Source organism: Dickeya poaceiphila (assembly GCF_007858975.2).
GTDB classification, from domain to species: domain Bacteria; phylum Pseudomonadota; class Gammaproteobacteria; order Enterobacterales; family Enterobacteriaceae; genus Dickeya; species Dickeya poaceiphila.
This window is the reverse complement of the sequence record NZ_CP042220.2, coordinates 103,010-121,024: the sequence shown is the minus strand read 5'-3', so window position 1 is coordinate 121,024 and position 18,015 is coordinate 103,010. Positions and strand designations below refer to the sequence as shown.

The window sequence follows — 18,015 nt, the reverse complement described above, 5'->3', positions numbered from 1 at the left end:
GTCCATGCTAGATTACATCCCAGATTATTATAAAAAATAACATCGCACTCGTCGTTGACGCTGTACCGCATTGCCACGAGCTTTGCGCCCTAACACCATTTTTCACGTCTTGCAGAGAGAGTTCATTATCTCTGCCTTTATACCGCTACTACCGGGTGAACATAATGAAAAACATTGAAACTGAAATCATGAGCGACAACCCGCTCACAAATACAGCGCCCTCAGGCTTACTGGAGAGCGTAAATAAAATCCGCATTGGATCTGTGCCTTTTATTCTCTTTCTGGTTATTTCCGCGATTGTATTTATTGCTTCCTATGCCAGTTACTTACCTAAAAACATGATCGGCGGATTCGCCGTTATTATGACCATGGGATTCCTGCTGGCTTATATCGGCCAGCGTATTCCGGTACTGAAAGAAATCGGCGGTCCGGCGATCCTCTGCCTGATGGTGCCGTCGGTTCTGGTGTATTTTCACCTGTTCAATGCCAACACGCTCGATACCGTCAAGCTGTTGATGAAAGACGCCAACTTTCTCTACTTTGTCATCGCCAGCCTGGTGGTCGGCAGCATTCTCGGTATGAATCGCGTGATCCTGATTCAGGGCATGATCCGCATGTTCATTCCGCTGGTAGTGGGCACTTTTACGGCGGTAGTGACCGGTTTACTGGTGGGCAAACTGTTTGGCTACAGCTTCTATCACACCTTCTTCTTCATCATCGTGCCGATCATCGGTGGTGGTATCGGCGAAGGCATCCTGCCGCTGTCGCTGGCTTATTCCGCCATCCTCGGCCAGGCACCGGATGTGTACGTCGCCCAACTGGCACCTGCCGCCGTAGTTGGCAATATTTTCGCCATCATTTGCGCTGGTGTGCTGGCCCGTATCGGCGTATGGCGCAGTGATCTGAACGGTAATGGTAATCTGGTGCGCAACGCAGCTGATAATGCGTTGTTTGCAGTGAAAGACGCGCCGAAAACGGTGGATTTCCACCTGATGGGCGGTGGCCTGCTGCTGATCTGTACCTTTTTCATCGTCGGCGGGTTGTTTGAAAAAGTGCTGCATATCCCCGGCCCAGTGCTGATGATTCTGATCGCCGTATTGTGCAAATACGGTCGTATCATCCCGTCCAGCATGGAAACCGGCGCTAATAGCTTCTATAAGTTCGTGTCCAGTTCGCTGGTGTGGCCGCTGATGATCGGTCTGGGTATGCTGTATGTACCGCTGGAAAGCGTAGTAGCCGTGTTCTCCGTCGGCTATGTGGTGGTGTGCGGTTCCGTGGTGCTTTCAATGGCACTGATCAGCTTCTTCATCGCGCCCTATCTGAAGATGTATCCGGTCGAAGCGTCCATCGTGACCAGCTGCCACAGCGGCCTGGGCGGCACGGGTGACGTGGCTATCTTGTCAGCATCCAACCGTATGTCGCTGATGCCGTTCGCGCAAATCGCCACCCGTATCGGCGGTGCTTCTACCGTGATCGCCGCCACCCTATTGCTGGGCTGGCTGGTGTAATCAAGTCCACTGATTGCCATACCACAGGCCACGGATTCCGTGGCCTTTTTCGTTTTATGCGTCCAGTAAAAAAGCCACGTCGTTCGTGGCTTTGTCGTTTTGATGTTATTGGACATTATTCGCAGTACTGGCGCAATGCGTCCTGCTTTTCCGGCATCAGCCGGTACAGATAAACCGGGCGACCAGTGGAACCGTAGAGAATGTTGGTGTCGAGAATGCCGGTATCAGCCAGATAGATCAAATATTTACGACATGATACGCGGGAAATGCCAATCGCATTCGCCAACATTTCGGTGGAAAACTCAGCCCCCTGATTACCTTCGATCCACTCACAGACGGTGCGCAACGTCAGGCTGGTTAACCCTTTCGGCAATTTCTTGCGTTCCACCGTCGGTGTACCGCTGGTACGGCGAATCAGGTTATCGATGTCCGATTGCGCCACAAACTCACGATGCTTGAGCAGATTGGCTTCTTCCCGATAAGCGGTCAGCGCCTGCTCGAAACGCGCAAACTGGAACGGTTTGATCAGGTAATCCACCACGCCGTAGTGCAACGCTTTTTTGATGGTATACACATCGCTGGCCGACGAAATGATAATGACATCCGTGTGTTCGCTAAATTCACGGATGGTAGGCAGCAAATCCAGACCGTTATCCTGCTGCATATAAATATCCAGCAGCACCAGATCAATCTCGCAGTCCGGCTGCATCAGCAAATTTCGCGCCTGCTGCAGCGTCGGCACCGTCGCATAGCAGCTAAACCCGGAAATCTGATTCAGATAACACTTATTCAACTCCGCCACCATGGCGTCGTCATCGACGATCAGTACATTTATCATGGTTAAACTGCCTTAATCATGGTCAAACTGTCTTGCCTGATACGGAATATTCACAAAAAACTGGGTGTAAACATCCGGTTCGGATTCAAAATCTATCGTACCGCCGATTTTCTCCAGACTCTGGCGAGTGAGATACAGTCCGATGCCGCGCCCGGAGCCTTTGGTAGAAAATCCCTCCTGGTAAATGCGCTGCTGAATATCCGGCGCAATGCCGGGTCCGTCATCGCTTACCGTGCAGTGCAACTGCCCGTCCTGATGATGGAAAGTCACGGTAATTTCACGGTTTTCCAGACCGGACAACGCATCCATCGCGTTTTCGATCAGGTTCCCCAATACGGTAATGAGTTCATTGGTGGCCTGAGAATCGTCGGTATCCGGCAACAAGCTGTCTTCGCTAATCGACAACGTAACACCCAAATCCCGTGCCCGATTGATTTTACCCAACAGAAACCCGGCAATCACCGGCGATTTTACTTTGCGAATAATCGAACCGATTTCCGCCTGATAATTATTGGCGGTTTTTAAAATATATTCTTCCAGCTGTGGGTAATATTTCAAATGCAACATGCCAAGAATGACATGCAGCTTGTTCATGAATTCATGCGACTGGGCACGCAAGGCATCAGCGTAGTACGACATCCCGGTCAGGCGTTGCAGCAGTTGACTGACTTCCGTTTTATCACGAAAGGTGGCGATAGCGCCGATAATATCCCCCTGCACGACGACCGGTACGGTGTTGATCAGCAACAGGTTACCGTTGAAGTTGATTTCCTCATCCTGCCGCGCCGCGCCTGACTCCAGCACCTTTTCCAGATTCATCAGCGCTGGCCAGCGGCTGATGGTACTGCCGATAGCCAGCGTTTCGCCGGAGCCATGCTGACTAAACAGCCGCCGTGCTTCGTCGTTAATGATGGTGACGCGCAGGTCGGTATCGACGGCGATCACCCCTTCCTTGATTTGTTTGAGCATGGCGTTGCGTTGCTCGAATAGATTGGAAATTTCAAACGGCTCAAAACCCAGCATGATGCGTTTGAGGGTTTTCACCAGAAAATAGGTGCCCAGCAGACCGACCAGCGCACCGAACAAGATAGTCCAGGGAATTATCCAACGGTTTTCATCAATAACCGACTGCACGCTGGAGAGCGAAATCCCAACCGCGACCACGCCAAGCTGGCGGTGGTTTTCGTCAAAAATCGGTGTGAACACGCGCAGCGCCGGGTCCAGCACGCCACGATTTATCGCCGTATTTTCCAGCCCCAGCAACGCCGGATAGAGGTCGTCGCCAATAAAGTGGCGGCCTATCAGCTCCGGCTCCGGATGAGAATGACGGATGCCTTGCATATCGGTAACGATCACAAACAGCAGGTGGTTACGGCTTTTCACGCTCTCGGAAAAACGCTGCACCAGCATCGGATCACCAATACCTTTCAGTTCATCCACCACTATCGGCGAATTAGCGACAGTGCGGGCAATCGCAAAGGCTTTCTCCTTGAGATGCGATTCAGTCAGTTCAGTAATGCGAAAAAATAACAGTGCATAAACCACCAACAGTACGGAGCCAATCACCGCCGACACCATGAGAATGATCGATGTGCCTAATTTCAGCGGTGTCTTTTTTTTACTCATGTCGCGCTCCGAACCAGTACTATTATTCCGCTATATTAACCTGTTCATGCATTGGGTTCGCAAAGATTAACCACAATCTGCCAAGAGTGCGTCAATAATTACAAATCTGACTAACGTTTACGGGGAAAATCGTCGCGCCAGTATTGTGAGCAAACCAGCAATATTCCAAACACGTAATGTGGCTGATATGAAAGGTGAATGATTATCAGCTACCTTCTATCTCAGTAATGATGAACTATTCCATACCGCCAAAATATTCCACTTGCACCGGCTCGTCAGTGCAAAGTAAACAACGCGCCTTTAGTGCACTCATACAGTGCATCCAGATACTGACATCCGAAAATGGGTGAGATCCATAAAAAGCGGCAACGTGAAATAGGCTGGGTAACATCAGGAAACTGCCATTTTAAATAAGTCATTGTGGCTCGTTGGGGCTTACTTGATCGAGATCAACGGTAGCCAACGGGAAAATAGCATCATAATGACTCAAAAGGCGTATTACGGCAGGAATATCGAAAGATAACAGCAAAATAAAACCGTCGATACTTAACCTGAGCGATGTTTTTTAATTAAAAAAATTAAAATAACAAAAGATGATGTATTCATCACTCATTAAACAGAGCCCGGTAATCCCATTATTTTTCTGATTTTATTGAATTAATCATACTCAGAAAACGGAACGGCATGGATTACCAATAAACGATGTTCTGGCGGTATTCGGTTTTCCAGAAAATAAAACATATTTTTATATTTTACGGCATCAGAAGCGAAAAAATTTCACACAAGAATCTTTCACTGATTTTTAATCATTCATCAGGAGGCAATAATGAAACGCGGGATATCTCTACTGCTGCCCATCATCGTGGCAGTTATCCTGTTATTGATTCCCACGCCAGAAGGTCTGGCGCCCTACGCCTGGCGATTCTTTGCCATTTTTGTAGGTGCTATTGTGGGGCTAATTCTGGAACCCTTACCGGGTGCCGTTATCGGCATCGCTTCAGTGGTGATTATCTCTCTGTTCAGCCCGTGGGTGCTGTTCAGCCCTGAACAGGTAGCATCACCGAAGTTTCAGATGGCAGCACAGTCCTTTAAATGGGCTGTTGCCGGTTTCAGCAACTCTACCGTTTGGCTGATTTTCGGCGCGTTCATGTTTGCCGCGGGTTATGAAAAAACCCAGTTTGGCCGCCGTCTGGCGTTGATTCTGGTGAAATACCTGGGCCGGCGTACGCTGACGCTGGGCTACGCCATCACGTTCGCCGATTTGCTGCTGGCACCGTTCACGCCGTCCAACACCGCACGTAGCGGTGGGACCATCTACCCCATCATTTCCAACTTGCCGCCGCTGTACGGTTCAAAACCGAACGACCCCAGCGCTCGCAAAATCGGCTCTTATCTGATGTGGGTAGCGATTACCGCAACCTGCGTCACCAGCTCCATGTTCCTATCGGCGCTGGCACCCAACCTGCTGGCACTGGCACTGGTGAAAAGCGCCATCGGTCTGAACATCTCCTGGACTAACTGGTTTATTGCCTTCCTGCCGCTGGGCGTGCTGCTGATTCTGACAGTGCCGCTGCTGGCTTACTGGCTCTATCCGCCTGAAGTTAAAGTCAACGACGAAGTGCCGCGTTGGGCACAGGGTGAACTGGAAAAACTAGGCAAACTCTCCCGTAACGAAATTCTGCTGCTGGCGTTTGTCTGCCTGGCGCTGGTGTTGTGGATTTTCGCCACTGCCTGGGTTGAACCGGCCATGGCCGCGCTGCTGGTCATCACGCTGATGCTGGTTACCGGCGTATTGGAATGGAAAGACATCACCGGCAACAAAGCCGCATGGAACACCTTCGTCTGGTTCGCCACGCTGGTCGCACTGGCTGCCGGTCTGTCCGACGTGGGTTTCATCACCTGGCTGGGTAAAATAGGCGGCAGCCTGCTGGGCGGAATCAGCCCAGGCATCGCCACCATCGCCCTGCTGGTCGCGTTCTATGCAATGCACTACCTGTTCGCCAGCACCACAGCGCACACTACAGCGCTGCTGCCCGCCATGCTGGCTATCGGTTCCGCTGTCCCTGGCCTGAATATGACCGTTTTCTGCATGTTGCTGCTGACCTCTCTGGGTATCATGGGGATCATCACACCGTACGGCACCGGTCCAAGTCCGATCTACTACGGCAGCGGCTATCTGCCGGCTAAAGACTACTGGCGTCTTGGTGGTATCTTCGGGGTTCTGTTCCTGATCCTGCTGATTGTGATCGGCTATCCGTGGATGCTGATGATGTTCTAATCACTGCCGACAATGCCGTTGTCGGAAAACAGTAAAAAAACGGGTAGCACATGTGCTACCCGTTTTTCGTTACAACCGTCAGATTTTACTCACCATTCTCTATCACCTCACCCGGTTCAGGGTGATGATTACCGATGGCGATACGCTGCGGTTGTAGCGCCTGCGGCACCTCGCGGATCAGGTCGATATGCAGCAACCCATGTTGAAACTCCGCCTGTGATACATGCAGATGTTCGGCCAGGGTAAAACTCAGCGTGAAAGGTTTAAATACCAGCCCCTGATGCAGATACTGCACTTTCTTCTCCGGCAATGTCGGTGTGCCTTTCACGGTCAGACGCTGGCCTTCCACTTCAATATCCAGCTCCGGCTGACGGAATCCGGCCAGCGCCAGTGTAATGCGGTAATGGTTATCATCGATTTTCTCGATGTTGTAAGGCGGGAACTCCACAGCCTCCTGATTACCCATGGAACTGGCGAGTTTGTCAAAACCAATCCACTGACGCAGCAGGGGGGATAAATCGTAATTGCGCATATTCATAACTCCTTCTGTGAAGCGAGATACTGGTTTCCGGCCAATGACCGGCTGGTCCCCATTCGGCGGACGCATAGATATACCGACGCAGAGCGATATCTATCACTCCGTATCTGTCCACTCACCGCCGCGGCGTTACGCGCCAGCGGCCAACACGGTTATTTGATTTCGATACGACGCGGTTTCAGCGTTTCAGGAATCACCCGCTGTAACTCGATGAACAGCAAACCATTCTCCAGGCTGGCACCGTTAATCTGAATGTGTTCGGCCAGCTGGAATTTGCGTTCGAAATTACGCTCGGCAATGCCCTGATAGAGGTAATTACGCGGTGTGGCGTCACCGCTGTGTGAACCTTTAACAATCAGCATGTTGTCGTGCGCGGTGATCTCCAGTTCACTTTCAGCGAAACCCGCCACGGCAATGGCGATGCGATAGTGGTTTTCGTCAACCAGTTCAACGTTATAAGGAGGATATCCGCCATTTCCCTGGCTTTGGCCAGCTTCCAGCAGATTAAACAGACGATCAAAACCAATCGCGGAGCGATACAACGGGGAAAAATCGGGGTTACGCATAAACTATCTCCTGGCGTGCAGCGAGGTTATATACATTACAGCCCTCCATTCGGACAGGCTCCGGACCGCAGTCGCTGTATTTAAGGAACATAGCGGCAATACCCTGTCGGCGTATTTCTGCAGGTCTGACAGAGATATGGTGATTTATCTCTGCTTTTCAACACAGGAAGCGGGAAAATTTTCTTATTCTTTACCCTGCTGCGATGGAATCGCATACACTGGATAACGAGCACATTTTGCTAAAACAGGTGAAGGCCGTAACCCAGGTGAAAGCCGTAACCCACGTGCAGGTCGATATCAGCGCAGCCAGCCACGTAACCGGGACGATATTCCTCAAGGTAACATGATGACCATTCTGAAAAATGCCTCATTGTCGTTGGTGCTGTCAGGCGGGATACTGGCGACATGCGGCGGCTGCTCCAGCGTAATGACCCACTCTGGCGGCGAGCAGGGGTACTATTCCGGCACCAAAGCCAGCATGACCACACTGAAAGATGATGACACCAGTTGGGCGATGATGCCGATGGCGGCCATGGACCTCCCCTTCTCCGCCATGCTGGATACGATGTTGTTACCCTATGACTATTACCGCGTTCACAGCGACCAACGCAACACGTCAGCACGTGACCGGCTGGAGGAATACGAGCGCCGTCAGCCGATGGACTCTGCGCCTCAACGGCTGGTGATGCCGGCATCAGCGAATAACGCCGGTCACTGATGTCCGGCCTGGCGGCGGTGAATCAACGTCATGGGGATCACCGCCTTATGCGGTTGCGCCTCACCATGTAACGCCTGCTGCATCGCCGCAAACGCCTGTTCTGCCCACGCATCCTCGTTCTGACGCATCGACCACAGCGTATTCGGCAGGAATCCCAGCATGGCGTGTTCATCGAAGGTGCCGATATTAATGTGCGCCGGAATATAGCCATAACGCTCCCGAACCACACTCAGCATCCCCTCCAACACCGGGAGCGACGACGCGATGAACGCGGGCGGCGGCGCATCATGCTGATGCAGAAACTGTTCCATCATCAACATGCCGTCCTCACGGCGGTTATGGCTTGCTTCCAGCACCGCTGGGGCCAAACCAGCCTGCTGCACTGACTGATGATAGCCGCGCAGACGGTCGCGGATCGCCGGCTGCCGCACGTCGCCCGCCATGAAAAACAACGGTGCGGCGGGCTGGGCAGTCAGCATCGCTTGTGTCAGCGCCGCGCCGCCTTGCAGATTGTCACTCATTACCAGCGGCAACTGTTCGATACCAAAATCACGGTCCAGCAGTACCAGCGGCTTTTTCACCACCTTCGCGTGGTGCTGAGCGGCTTGCAACGACGACGGTACCACAAACAGCCCATCGACATTACGCTGCAACAGTGCCTCCACCAGCCGGTTTTCGTACTGTGGGTCACTGTAAGAACAGCTGATCATCAGTTGATAACCTACCTCGCGGCAGCAGGTTTCGAGTTTTTCGGCCAACGTCGAGAAAAACAGGTTGGATAAGCGGGGAACGATCAGCCCCAGCGTTTCGGTTTTGTTCAGCTTCAGGCTGCGGGCAACGTGATTAACGGTATAACCGTACTCGGTCACATAGTGGTGGATGCGTTGCTGGGTTTTGGCGCTGATTCGATACTGTTCCGCTTTTCCATTGAGTACCAGACGTACGGTAGTCACGGACAGCTTCAAGGCACTGGCAATCTGTTCAACTGTTTTCGCCATGCAACAGAATATCCCTGTGATAACTGAAAGATGGCCAGTGTAGCGGAATAACTAACTCGACGCAGCTAAAGCGCGGCCTACCCTGGCCGCGATCAATAAATCATATGTCTTTGGTCATATCACGACGCGAGGTTTCCGGTGCTTTCCAGGCAGCAAATGCCGCTACCAACGCCGCCACCGTGACGTAAGTCGCCACCAGCGTCCAGGATTCGTTATCCAGCGTGGTGAGTCCCTTGGCGATAAACGGGGTAAAACCGCCTGCCACAATCGCCCCCAGTTGTGCGCCGATGGACGCGCCGCTGTAGCGCACTTTCGGGCCAAACAGTTCGGTAAAGAACGCCGGCTGCACCGAATTGATGGAGTTGTGAGCGATGTTGATCAGCAGAATGTAACCCAACACCATCAACCCAAACGAACCGCTTTCCAGCAGATAAAAGAACGGGAACGCCATCGCCGCCGCGCACAGCGCGCCGAAGATATAGACAGGACGGCGGCCCACTCGGTCAGACAACGCGCCAAACAGCGCGTGCATCGGAAACGCCAGCACACAGGTCGCCATGATCACGTTGAGCATAGTTTGCTTAGGCACGCCCAACTGCACGGTGGCGTAAGACACGGCGAACACGGTTGCCAGGAAAAACGGCACGCTTTCCGCAAAACGCAGCACCATAATCAGGCAGATGCTGCGCCACTGTTTACGCAGCACTTCCACCACCGGGCTTTGACGAGGCGCGGTATCACGCTGATGCGCCTGCTGCTGTTGCTGGATGTGCTGAAACACCGGGGTTTCATCCACCTTGCGGCGCATATACAGCCCAACCAGCACCAGCGCCACGCTCAGCATGAACGGCACGCGCCAGCCCCAGGACATCAGTTGCTCTTCCGGCAGCGTTGATACCATGGCGAATATCGCCGTCGCCAGCAGTTGCCCGGAAAACCCGCCGGTCTGCGGGATGGAACCCAACAGGCCGCGGCGGTTGGCTGGCGCGGTTTCCACCACCATCAGCATCGCGCCGCCCCATTCGCCGCCCACCAGAAAACCCTGCACGAAGCGCAGCACCACCAGCAATATCGGCGCCCATACGCCTATCTGGTTATAGGTGGGCAGACAGCCGATCAGAAAGGTCGCCAGTCCCATGCCGCCGAGGGTAATCAGCAATGTCAGCTTACGCCCCAGGGTGTCGCCCATGTGGCCGAAAAAGATACCGCCCAGCGGGCGGGCAATGAACCCCACGCCAAAGGTGGCGAACGATGCCAGCATGGCCGCTACCGGGCTGACGGTGGGAAAGAACAATTTGCCAAACACCAGTGCGCTTGCCAGTCCGTAGAGCAGGAAATCGTAAAACTCGATGGTGTTGCCAATCCAACTGGAGATCACCACGCGGCGAATGTTGGATTTATTGTGCATCGCCTGGTGTTGGGATAATTCCACGGAAATCGACATGATGTTCCTCGCTTTATGTTTTTACCGCCCTTCAGGCAAAACCATCCGGACGCCGCCGAACCCACAGGTCGGCAGGGGGTGTAGGGTACAGTTTTTTTGGTGTGCTACAACGACTACCTGCTGAATATCAGCGCGCAGTAAACGATATTTTTTCGATTCCAGGTGTAAGTCACATGTAATGTGTCGCCATCAGCAATAATGGCGGGATAAGAAAACTCGCCGGGCTGTTGCTCAAGACAGACAACATTCTCCCAGTGTTCGCCGTTATCCGTGGAACAGGCCACGGCCAACGGATAGCGACGATGCCAGTTGCCGGTCACCGGGTTGTAAACCAGAACCAGACGGCCTTCGCCCAGATGCACCAGATCGACGCCGCTATTATTGTTTGGCAAATCAATGGGGTAAGCCTCGCACCAGCGACGACCATAATCTTGAGAATCGCTGCGGTACAGCGCGCCGCGGGTGCTGCGCATCAGCACATGCACCTGCCCCGGTGACGACTCCCATGCCGACGGCTGGATCACGCCGTCCCACTGGAATACGCGGGTCAGGTCGTTTTCCCACAACGCCGCCTGCTCCAGCCCCGACCACAGCGCCTCGCCGTCATGCTCGCCGGGCACACGGTGAGTCAGCGGAATCGGCGCTGACTGCCAGCTCCGCCCCTGATCACCGCTGAGATCGACAAAGGCATCCCAGTGGCGGTCATCCTCAATGGACGCGGGAGCCAGCCATTCGCCGTTGGACATCACCAGCAGCTTATTCTTCACCGGACCTCGCGGCGCGCTGTCGCCGGGCACCAGCGCACAGGGTGCGGACCAGTTTGCGCCCTCATCCACCGACACCATGACCCGCGTCTGCCAGTGGTGTACGTCAGCCCCCACCTTATAGAACAGCCACAGCGTGCCTGCCTGCCAGTGCAACACCGGGTTCCAGTGCGCCAGCCCGTCTTCCCACGCCACCCGCACCGGCGGCAGCCAGCTCCCTTGCTCAGCACAGGCCAGCCAGATGGCGGTATCGCCGCTGCCTTCCTTTTCACCGGCAAACCAGGCCACCCGCAGCCGTCCGCCCGACAATGCCACCACGGTCGAGGCGTGGCAGTTGCCGAAATAGTCGTGCCCTTCGGGCAGGACACATTGCCGTGTTGTCGTCGTCAGCATCATCAGGATGTCCTTTAGTTACCGGGGCGATAGCGGCAGCCGGGTTTCCAGCGTCTGGCCGAGCCGAATCATGCTCTCAATCGCCTGTGGGAAAAAACTCTCGCCGTAAGCCGCGCTGTTGCGCACCCGGCAAACGTGGGTCGAGAACGTACCACATTGCTGCTGATAGAACTTGGCGCAGGCCGGATAATCGAGAAACTCCACCAGCGCTGCCGTACCGAGGTAGTCCGCCAAATGCACCGCCGCCTCTGGGTGCTCCCGCCAGTGCTCGAACAGCCACACGTACAATTGCGGGTGGAAGTTAGCCATCACGCCGCTGTAAGCCTGACAACCGGCCTGTAGCGATGCCAGCAGCGTCTGGCTGTTGGCGTTGGCCAGATGCAGGCGGGAACCCTGTGCCAGTTGCAACCGCCGACGAATCGTCGGCAGATCGCAGCAGGTATCTTTGATGAAGGTGTAGCGGCCACTGCGTGCACACCAGGCAACCATCTCGTCAAACAGCAGCCGCTTGTAAGGATAAGGACATTCGTAAATCCCCAGATCCACCTGCGCAGGTAGTTGCGCCGTCAATGCCTGCAACCGGGCCAGTGCCAGCTCGTCCGGCTCGCCCGCCAGCACCAGCCGGTTACTGATCAGAATCACGCCGTCCACGCCGGTTTCCGCCACGCCGTTAAGCTGATCCACCTGCTGGCTGAAGGCGCTGGCGGTATGACCCGACGCCACCACCGGCACCCGGCCATCTACCTGCGCGACGATAAAACGCACCAGCTCGCGGGTTTCCGCATCGCTTAAGAAAAACATCTCACTGGACTGGCAGGCGGCAAACAGTCCGTGTACGCCGGCATTCAGATACCACTCCACCAACCGCGCCAGCGAGGCGTAGTCGATTTCACCACGCACATCGAACGGGGTGAGCATCACCGGCCAAATGCCAGTGTACTGGTTTTCATCGCTGAAGGATGGATTGTCGTTAGTCATGATTTACTCCGCCAGCAGTTGGTGAGCATCACCCGCCGCCCATACCCGGATATGCTGCGTCAGCGCCTGAGCAACAAAAGCTTTCAGCACCTCAGCAAGTTTATCGTCGTCTACATACGCCACCGTCAGATGGTTACTCTGGTGGCCTGCCATCAGGTCGTCGCGGGTGACGCCATCCAGTACCGCATTAAGCAGCGGCCACTCATAGTTGGTGGCACGGCGACGGCGCTCGAACTCGTCCGCAGGCAGTTCCACCGCGGTACCGGTACCGATATGCATGACAACCTGCGTTCCTTCGTAGTGCGCCCGCGCCCAGACAAAACGCCCCGCTTTGCCCTGACCAGCAATAGTTGAACCGCCATACGGGAAGAACATCGGCGGCTGACGATAGCCGGTAGCACCGGCAATGCCGCCTTTAAGATGGGCGAACGGCACCGCGCCGGAAATTTCCAAATCCCAGTAAAACACGCCCTGATATTCGCTGCCCCAGCGAATATCGTGCAGCGTGGTTTCTGCCGGTAATCCCAGCCCGTGCAACAAGTGCCACAACATGACCTGCGGAATGGCGCTGCCCATGTCCACCTCGTTGATACAGGGAATGGCGACGTCAGGACGAATCGGCTCGCCTTGCTCATCCGGCAGCGGGAAACGCTCCGCATTGCCGATCGCGCCTTCGGCGAAATCGGACGCGGCGCAGCTATCCTTCAGCCCCTGTTGATACTGCACGCCAACCGCCGACAGCCCGAAACGCTGCACGAAGCGCGCCATGGCAATCATCATCGCACACTGTTCGAGCACCTGATCGCGCGTCAACTGGCGGCTGCCGTCATCGCCGAACTCAAAGCGCATACCGCGCTGTTCATACCATGTCAGGCAGCTTTCCCGCAGGGCGAACGGCACCTTCGCCATCTCCACCAGCAACGCCGACTGAGACAACGATTCAATCGGCATACCGATATTGATCATCGCCTGTTGCGGGAACATGCCGTTGATCATTCCCATGCAGAAGGTGTCGAACAGCCCGATAATCGCCTTGTGTCGCAGAATGTATTCCCCAACCTGACGGCCAAGCTGTCCGGCAGCTGTCGCCAGCACCGGGTGAGAGGCCGACACCGGGCGCAGGTAGCCGGTTTTGTGGTTCACCGCACCATCGCGCAGCCAGGTCGCCAGCCCCTGACGGAACGCGTCGTCATCAAAGGTTTCCGACCACAACCGGGAATAACCGCGCCCCAGGCTGGTCAGACAGCCCGCCATACACAACATCCCCACCAGTCCCGGCCAGGTGCCGTCAAAGTTGGCCAGCAGCAGCACCGGGCCGCGATGATGCACCAGCGACGGGGCGATATGGTGGGAATACTGCCAGGCGGTCAGCAACACAATCACTGGCGCATCAGGGTCGAGCGCGGCGAATACGTCGCTGCCTTCCCGCTGGCTGCTGATGAAACCGTGCCCACGGGCGTTGTCCACCGCATGAGCGCGCGTCATGCGGTATCCCTGGTGCTCCAGTGCGCTCTGCAGGCGACTTTCAAACTGCTGCTGGGTTGGCCAGCAGGTCAGGTTGGCGGATTCCCGCAAGTCCGCATTGGTAACCAGCAAGACCTCGCGCTCGCCGACGGAAAGCCAGCGGGGTGAAACGGGAAGATTCAGTGTCAACATAGGTAACTCCTGGTGTCGGCTCCGGACAGTGCCGGAAAAATTCGGCTATCAGTGACGGCGCATCTGTTGCTGTGCAGCCTGCTGGTAGTCATACATCTGCAAATAAATCTGATATTTAGCATCGTGAAACGGTTGATGGCGGTGATCGGCGCGGATAAGCAAACCGGGGCGCACCAGCGACTGTGCCGCTTGCGGCAGCGAAGGATACGCCCCGCACGCCACCGCCCCCAGCAACGCCGCGCCGAGCGTGACCGCATCTTCCTCACTCGCCAGTTGAATATCGCAACCCGTAATGGCGGCGTATTCCCGCAGCCACAGCGGATTTTTGGTCGCGCCGCCGCACATCACCAGCCGGGTAATACGATGACCGGCCTGATTCAACGCCTCGATAATGTGCCGGGTGCCGTAGGCGATGGCCTGCAACGTCGCCAGATAGAGCCGCGCCAGCGCGTTCGGTCCCTGTTCCAGCGTCAGCCCCATCACCATGCCTCGGGCAGCCGGGTTGGCGCGCGGTGAGCGGTTGCCGTGGTGGTCCGCCAGCACATGCAGATGACGGGTCGGCAATGGTTCACGCTGCTCCAGTAATTCCACCCACTCATTCAGTACGACATACGGGCTACGGTGCTGTTGTTCCGCCTGCGCGGTCAACACCGGCCATTGCACATGCTGGCGCAAGGTCCACTCCACCAGCGCCCCCGCCGCGCTCTGCCCGCCTTCGTTGAGCCACCACTGCGGCAACATCGCTCCCCAGTACGGTCCCCATACGCCGGGCACCTCGACCGGCTGACGGCTGACCAGCATATGGCAGTTAGACGTTCCGCTGATGATGGCCAGACTCCCCTGCGGTTCGCTGCCCACCAGCGCCAGGCCGCCAGCATGAGCGTCAATAATGCCGCCGGCGACCACCACGTTTTCCGGCAATCCCCAGTCGTGCGCCACGTCAGCCGCCAGCGTTCCGGCAGCCTCACCCAGTTGCAGGATGCGCGGCGGAATTTTCTGCGGCAAGTCAGCCAGCCCAACCGCTTGCAACAGGCTGTCGCTAAAGCGGTTTTCGTGCGCCAGATAGTTCCACTTGCAGGTCAACGTGCAGACGCTGGCCGCATCTGTGCCGGTGGCACGCCACACCAGATAGTCCGCCAGATCGAAAAAGCGCCAGACGTGCTGATAACGTGCCGGGAAATGGCGTTTCAGCCACAGGATCTTGGGGAGTTCCATCTCAATGCTGACCTCACCACCCACATAGCGCAGTGCCTCGTCGCCGGTGGCGTTGATATCAGTGGTTTCGGTTGCGGCACGGTGATCCATCCACATGATGATGTCCCGCTGCGGGTCGTCCTGTTCCGCCACCGATACCGGCTGCCCTTGCATCCCCACCGCCACCAGCGAGCAGGTGGCGTCAAAGCCGATGGCGCGCACCTGCGAAGGATCAACCGCCGCCACGCTTAGCGCTTCACGCACACAAGTACCGACCGCCTGCCAGATATCCACCGACGATTGCTCCACCACGTGAGGGCGGGGATGAAACTGTTCGATAGGCCGAACCGCAAACGCCAGACGCTGACCATTGCCGTCAAACACCCCAGCTCTGACGCTGGCCGACCCGACATCCACACCGATAAAGCAACCGTCTTTCATGTTGAAACCTCTTTGCTGCGTCGAGTTAGCAATGTATTTGAAGCACAAGACCGATGACAATGATTTTTGTTACGAACTGTGAGGCAGATCGGTGAATAAAAAACAATCGTTTGAAAGGAAACGGCTTTATCAGGTAACCCAAACCACGATGGGGTGAAGACCGTAAGGGAACAACAGAAGAGGGGAAAACCATGGGCGACGGGTCAATCTGGACCTGACGCCGGTCAGGAAAAACGACTGTTAACGCCTGACCGTCACCACAAAAATCTGGTTGCAGCCATCAATATCCCGCAGATAGGCGATACGATTACCGTCTGGTGAAAACACCACGGCATCCTCCACTGGCGGTAATTCGCTGCGCACGGTCTGGCGAATCAATTGCCCGGTTGCCGCCTCGCACAGCATCACGCTGTTGTCGCAAATAAACGCCAGATGTTTTCCGTCAGGATGCCAGCTGAATGCCGACTGCACCGGCCAGTCGCCCTGCGTGACCTGACGCGGCTTGCCGCCATTCGGTGATACCGTCCACAACTGCACAATGCCGTGATCATCTTTCATCAGAAAGGCAATCTGGCTGCCGTCCGGCGAACTGCGTAGCCAGTGGCGCGGCTGATTGACCACGCCGGGGTGCGGCCTGTCGGCGGTGTAAGTGAGCCGCCGCTGATGCACGCCGGCAGGCGGCGCAGGCAATGCATCATCAGTACCGCCCAACGGCCTCTCTCCAGGGTGGGCGTAATCGTCCAGTTGTTCCGGTAAATCAACAATAAACACGTCAGGCACTTTCTCACCGTGCGCCGACAACGTATCGCCGATAAACGCCAGCGCCCAGCGCTGGCGGCTACCGTCCGGGCGTAGATAACCGGTATTGCCGACCCAACCTTCTTCGTAAGCGCGGTTAATATCATCGCTACCAGGACGCGGCTGCGGCGTGGTATGACTCACCAGCACACAGTAATGGCTACCGTCGTGCTCACGCGGATGACGGTGTGGCGCCGCCACGGAATGTAACGGCACCGCCACCCCGACATTGCGCAAGTCCAACGCCGGGTCACGCTCATGCAGCACATGATCGTTATAGGTAAAGCTCAGGCGAGTACCGTCCGGGCTGAACACATGCACATGAGAACCGCCGCGCAGCGCCCCGGCCAGATAGGGCGCCGTCAACACGCAGGCATCCAGCGTCGTGGCCTGCTGGCGGTCGTCATCGGCTATCACCACGCCACGGCGATGGTGGAAATCGTACTGCCAGTGCGCGTCAGGGTTTTCCGGCCCGTGGATAAACACATAACGTTGCGGCGGTACCGGGCTGCCGGTCACGACACCAACATGCGCGCCTTGCCCGGCACGGTAAAGCACCTCGCACTCGCGGGTTTCTACATTGACGCGCTCAATCGTCAAACCGGTAAATGAAGACCCATGTGGCCGGACATCATAAATCAGCCAGTTTCCATCACATGACCAGATATTGATGTTGGTGAGCTGATGTGAAAACGCCCCAAATGTTATCTGCCTGTCTTCATTCATCACAGATTCCCCGCCTTACCTAATTAACTTGGCATATCATAAAAAACCGCGCAATGAATGACAAAAACAATGAAAATCAGCGGTTTGTTTACAATACCTGACTGTATTGTTGGTCAAAAAAGTAGAAAGATAGCGTCAACAACCTCCGTTTTTCACGAAGGCCAACAGGGCGTAACCTTTCCGTTATCGAATTCCGTTATCGAAAGATTAAACGCCTTCACCAGGGTTACCGAAAAAAAGGAAAGAGACATGAAAAACATCAAAACTATCGCTATCGCTGCCGTTCTTACCACCGTATCTTTTGGCTCTTTTGCCGCCGCTCACAACGTTAGCTATGAACAGGCTCAGCAGTTGGAAAAAATCGGCGCAGTTTCCGCCACCGCCAACGACCTGACGTCGCTGCAAACCAAACTGGCGCACAAAGCCAGCGCAGCCGGCGCTTCCGCCTACACCATTACCTACGCTGGCGGCGACGATACCCTGCACGGCAACGCGACGATCTACAAATAAATCGCCCGCATATTCATCATTATCCCTCAACCCCGGTGCCT

The 18,015-nt window shown here is 55.5% G+C and carries 15 protein-coding genes; 4 read left to right on the top strand and 11 right to left on the bottom strand.

Going from position 1 to position 18,015, the window contains the following annotated elements; all coding sequences use genetic code 11:
* The first annotated feature begins 164 nt into the window (after window positions 1-164).
* Window positions 165-1,508 (top strand): 2-hydroxycarboxylate transporter family protein, encoded by a 1,344-nt coding sequence (locus Dpoa569_RS00520; protein WP_042867626.1) that lies wholly within the window; start codon window positions 165-167, stop codon window positions 1,506-1,508.
* A gap of 115 nt (window positions 1,509-1,623) precedes the next feature.
* Here Dpoa569_RS00520 and dcuR read toward each other — a convergent pair whose 3' ends face one another.
* A complete protein-coding gene (dcuR, locus tag Dpoa569_RS00515) occupies window positions 1,624-2,346 on the bottom strand; it encodes a two-component system response regulator DcuR (protein ID WP_042867624.1) in 723 nt (240 codons plus the stop codon).
* Window positions 2,347-2,358: 12 nt separating this feature from the next.
* Window positions 2,359-3,972, bottom strand: coding sequence for a sensor histidine kinase (locus Dpoa569_RS00510; protein WP_042867622.1), 1,614 nt, complete (start codon window positions 3,970-3,972; stop codon window positions 2,359-2,361).
* 826 nt (window positions 3,973-4,798) lie between these two features.
* On the opposite strand from Dpoa569_RS00510, the gene Dpoa569_RS00505 reads away from it, so the two are divergent.
* Complete coding sequence (locus Dpoa569_RS00505; protein WP_042867620.1) at window positions 4,799-6,250, top strand: anion permease; 1,452 nt, start codon at window positions 4,799-4,801, stop codon at window positions 6,248-6,250.
* A gap of 85 nt (window positions 6,251-6,335) precedes the next feature.
* Here Dpoa569_RS00505 and ibpB read toward each other — a convergent pair whose 3' ends face one another.
* Both ibpB and ibpA read right to left on the bottom strand, forming a co-directional pair.
* Window positions 6,336-6,782 carry a small heat shock chaperone IbpB gene (gene ibpB, locus Dpoa569_RS00500; RefSeq protein ID WP_042867618.1) on the bottom strand — a complete coding sequence of 149 codons (447 nt, stop codon included), beginning with the start codon at window positions 6,780-6,782 and terminating at the stop codon, window positions 6,336-6,338.
* A gap of 158 nt (window positions 6,783-6,940) precedes the next feature.
* Window positions 6,941-7,354: a small heat shock chaperone IbpA gene (ibpA, locus tag Dpoa569_RS00495; protein ID WP_042867616.1), complete on the bottom strand. Its 414-nt coding sequence runs from the start codon at window positions 7,352-7,354 to the stop codon at window positions 6,941-6,943.
* Between the two features lie 346 nt (window positions 7,355-7,700).
* Between ibpA and Dpoa569_RS00490 the strand changes: the two genes are divergently transcribed.
* Complete coding sequence (locus Dpoa569_RS00490) at window positions 7,701-8,072, top strand: YceK/YidQ family lipoprotein (RefSeq protein WP_042867614.1); 372 nt, start codon at window positions 7,701-7,703, stop codon at window positions 8,070-8,072.
* Here Dpoa569_RS00490 and Dpoa569_RS00485 read toward each other — a convergent pair.
* The 7 genes from Dpoa569_RS00485 to Dpoa569_RS00455 form a co-directional block, all read right to left on the bottom strand.
* Complete coding sequence (locus Dpoa569_RS00485; RefSeq protein WP_042867612.1) at window positions 8,066-9,070, bottom strand: LacI family DNA-binding transcriptional regulator; 1,005 nt, start codon at window positions 9,068-9,070, stop codon at window positions 8,066-8,068. The two genes, Dpoa569_RS00490 and Dpoa569_RS00485, sit on opposite strands and share 7 nt — an antisense overlap.
* 100 nt (window positions 9,071-9,170) lie before the next feature.
* A complete protein-coding gene (locus tag Dpoa569_RS00480; protein ID WP_146410937.1) occupies window positions 9,171-10,514 on the bottom strand; it encodes an MFS transporter in 1,344 nt (447 codons plus the stop codon).
* A gap of 113 nt (window positions 10,515-10,627) precedes the next feature.
* The gene (locus Dpoa569_RS00475; protein ID WP_042867610.1) at window positions 10,628-11,674 is read right to left on the bottom strand and encodes a sialidase family protein; all 1,047 of its coding nucleotides are present in this window, start codon (window positions 11,672-11,674) and stop codon (window positions 10,628-10,630) included.
* Between the two features lie 15 nt (window positions 11,675-11,689).
* Window positions 11,690-12,649, bottom strand: a complete 960-nt coding sequence (locus tag Dpoa569_RS00470) for a dihydrodipicolinate synthase family protein (RefSeq protein WP_042867608.1) — start codon at window positions 12,647-12,649, stop codon at window positions 11,690-11,692.
* 3 nt (window positions 12,650-12,652) lie between these two features.
* The gene (locus Dpoa569_RS00465; RefSeq protein ID WP_042867606.1) at window positions 12,653-14,305 is read right to left on the bottom strand and encodes a signal transduction protein; all 1,653 of its coding nucleotides are present in this window, start codon (window positions 14,303-14,305) and stop codon (window positions 12,653-12,655) included.
* A 48-nt stretch (window positions 14,306-14,353) separates the two neighbouring features.
* Window positions 14,354-15,940 (bottom strand): FGGY-family carbohydrate kinase, encoded by a 1,587-nt coding sequence (locus tag Dpoa569_RS00460; RefSeq protein ID WP_042867604.1) that lies wholly within the window; start codon window positions 15,938-15,940, stop codon window positions 14,354-14,356.
* A 240-nt stretch (window positions 15,941-16,180) separates the two neighbouring features.
* Complete coding sequence (locus Dpoa569_RS00455) at window positions 16,181-17,464, bottom strand: DUF3748 domain-containing protein (RefSeq protein WP_042867602.1); 1,284 nt, start codon at window positions 17,462-17,464, stop codon at window positions 16,181-16,183.
* 249 nt (window positions 17,465-17,713) lie between these two features.
* Between Dpoa569_RS00455 and bhsA the strand changes: the two genes are divergently transcribed.
* Window positions 17,714-17,974, top strand: a complete 261-nt coding sequence (bhsA, locus tag Dpoa569_RS00450; RefSeq protein WP_042867600.1) for a multiple stress resistance protein BhsA — start codon at window positions 17,714-17,716, stop codon at window positions 17,972-17,974.
* Window positions 17,975-18,015 lie beyond the last annotated feature (41 nt).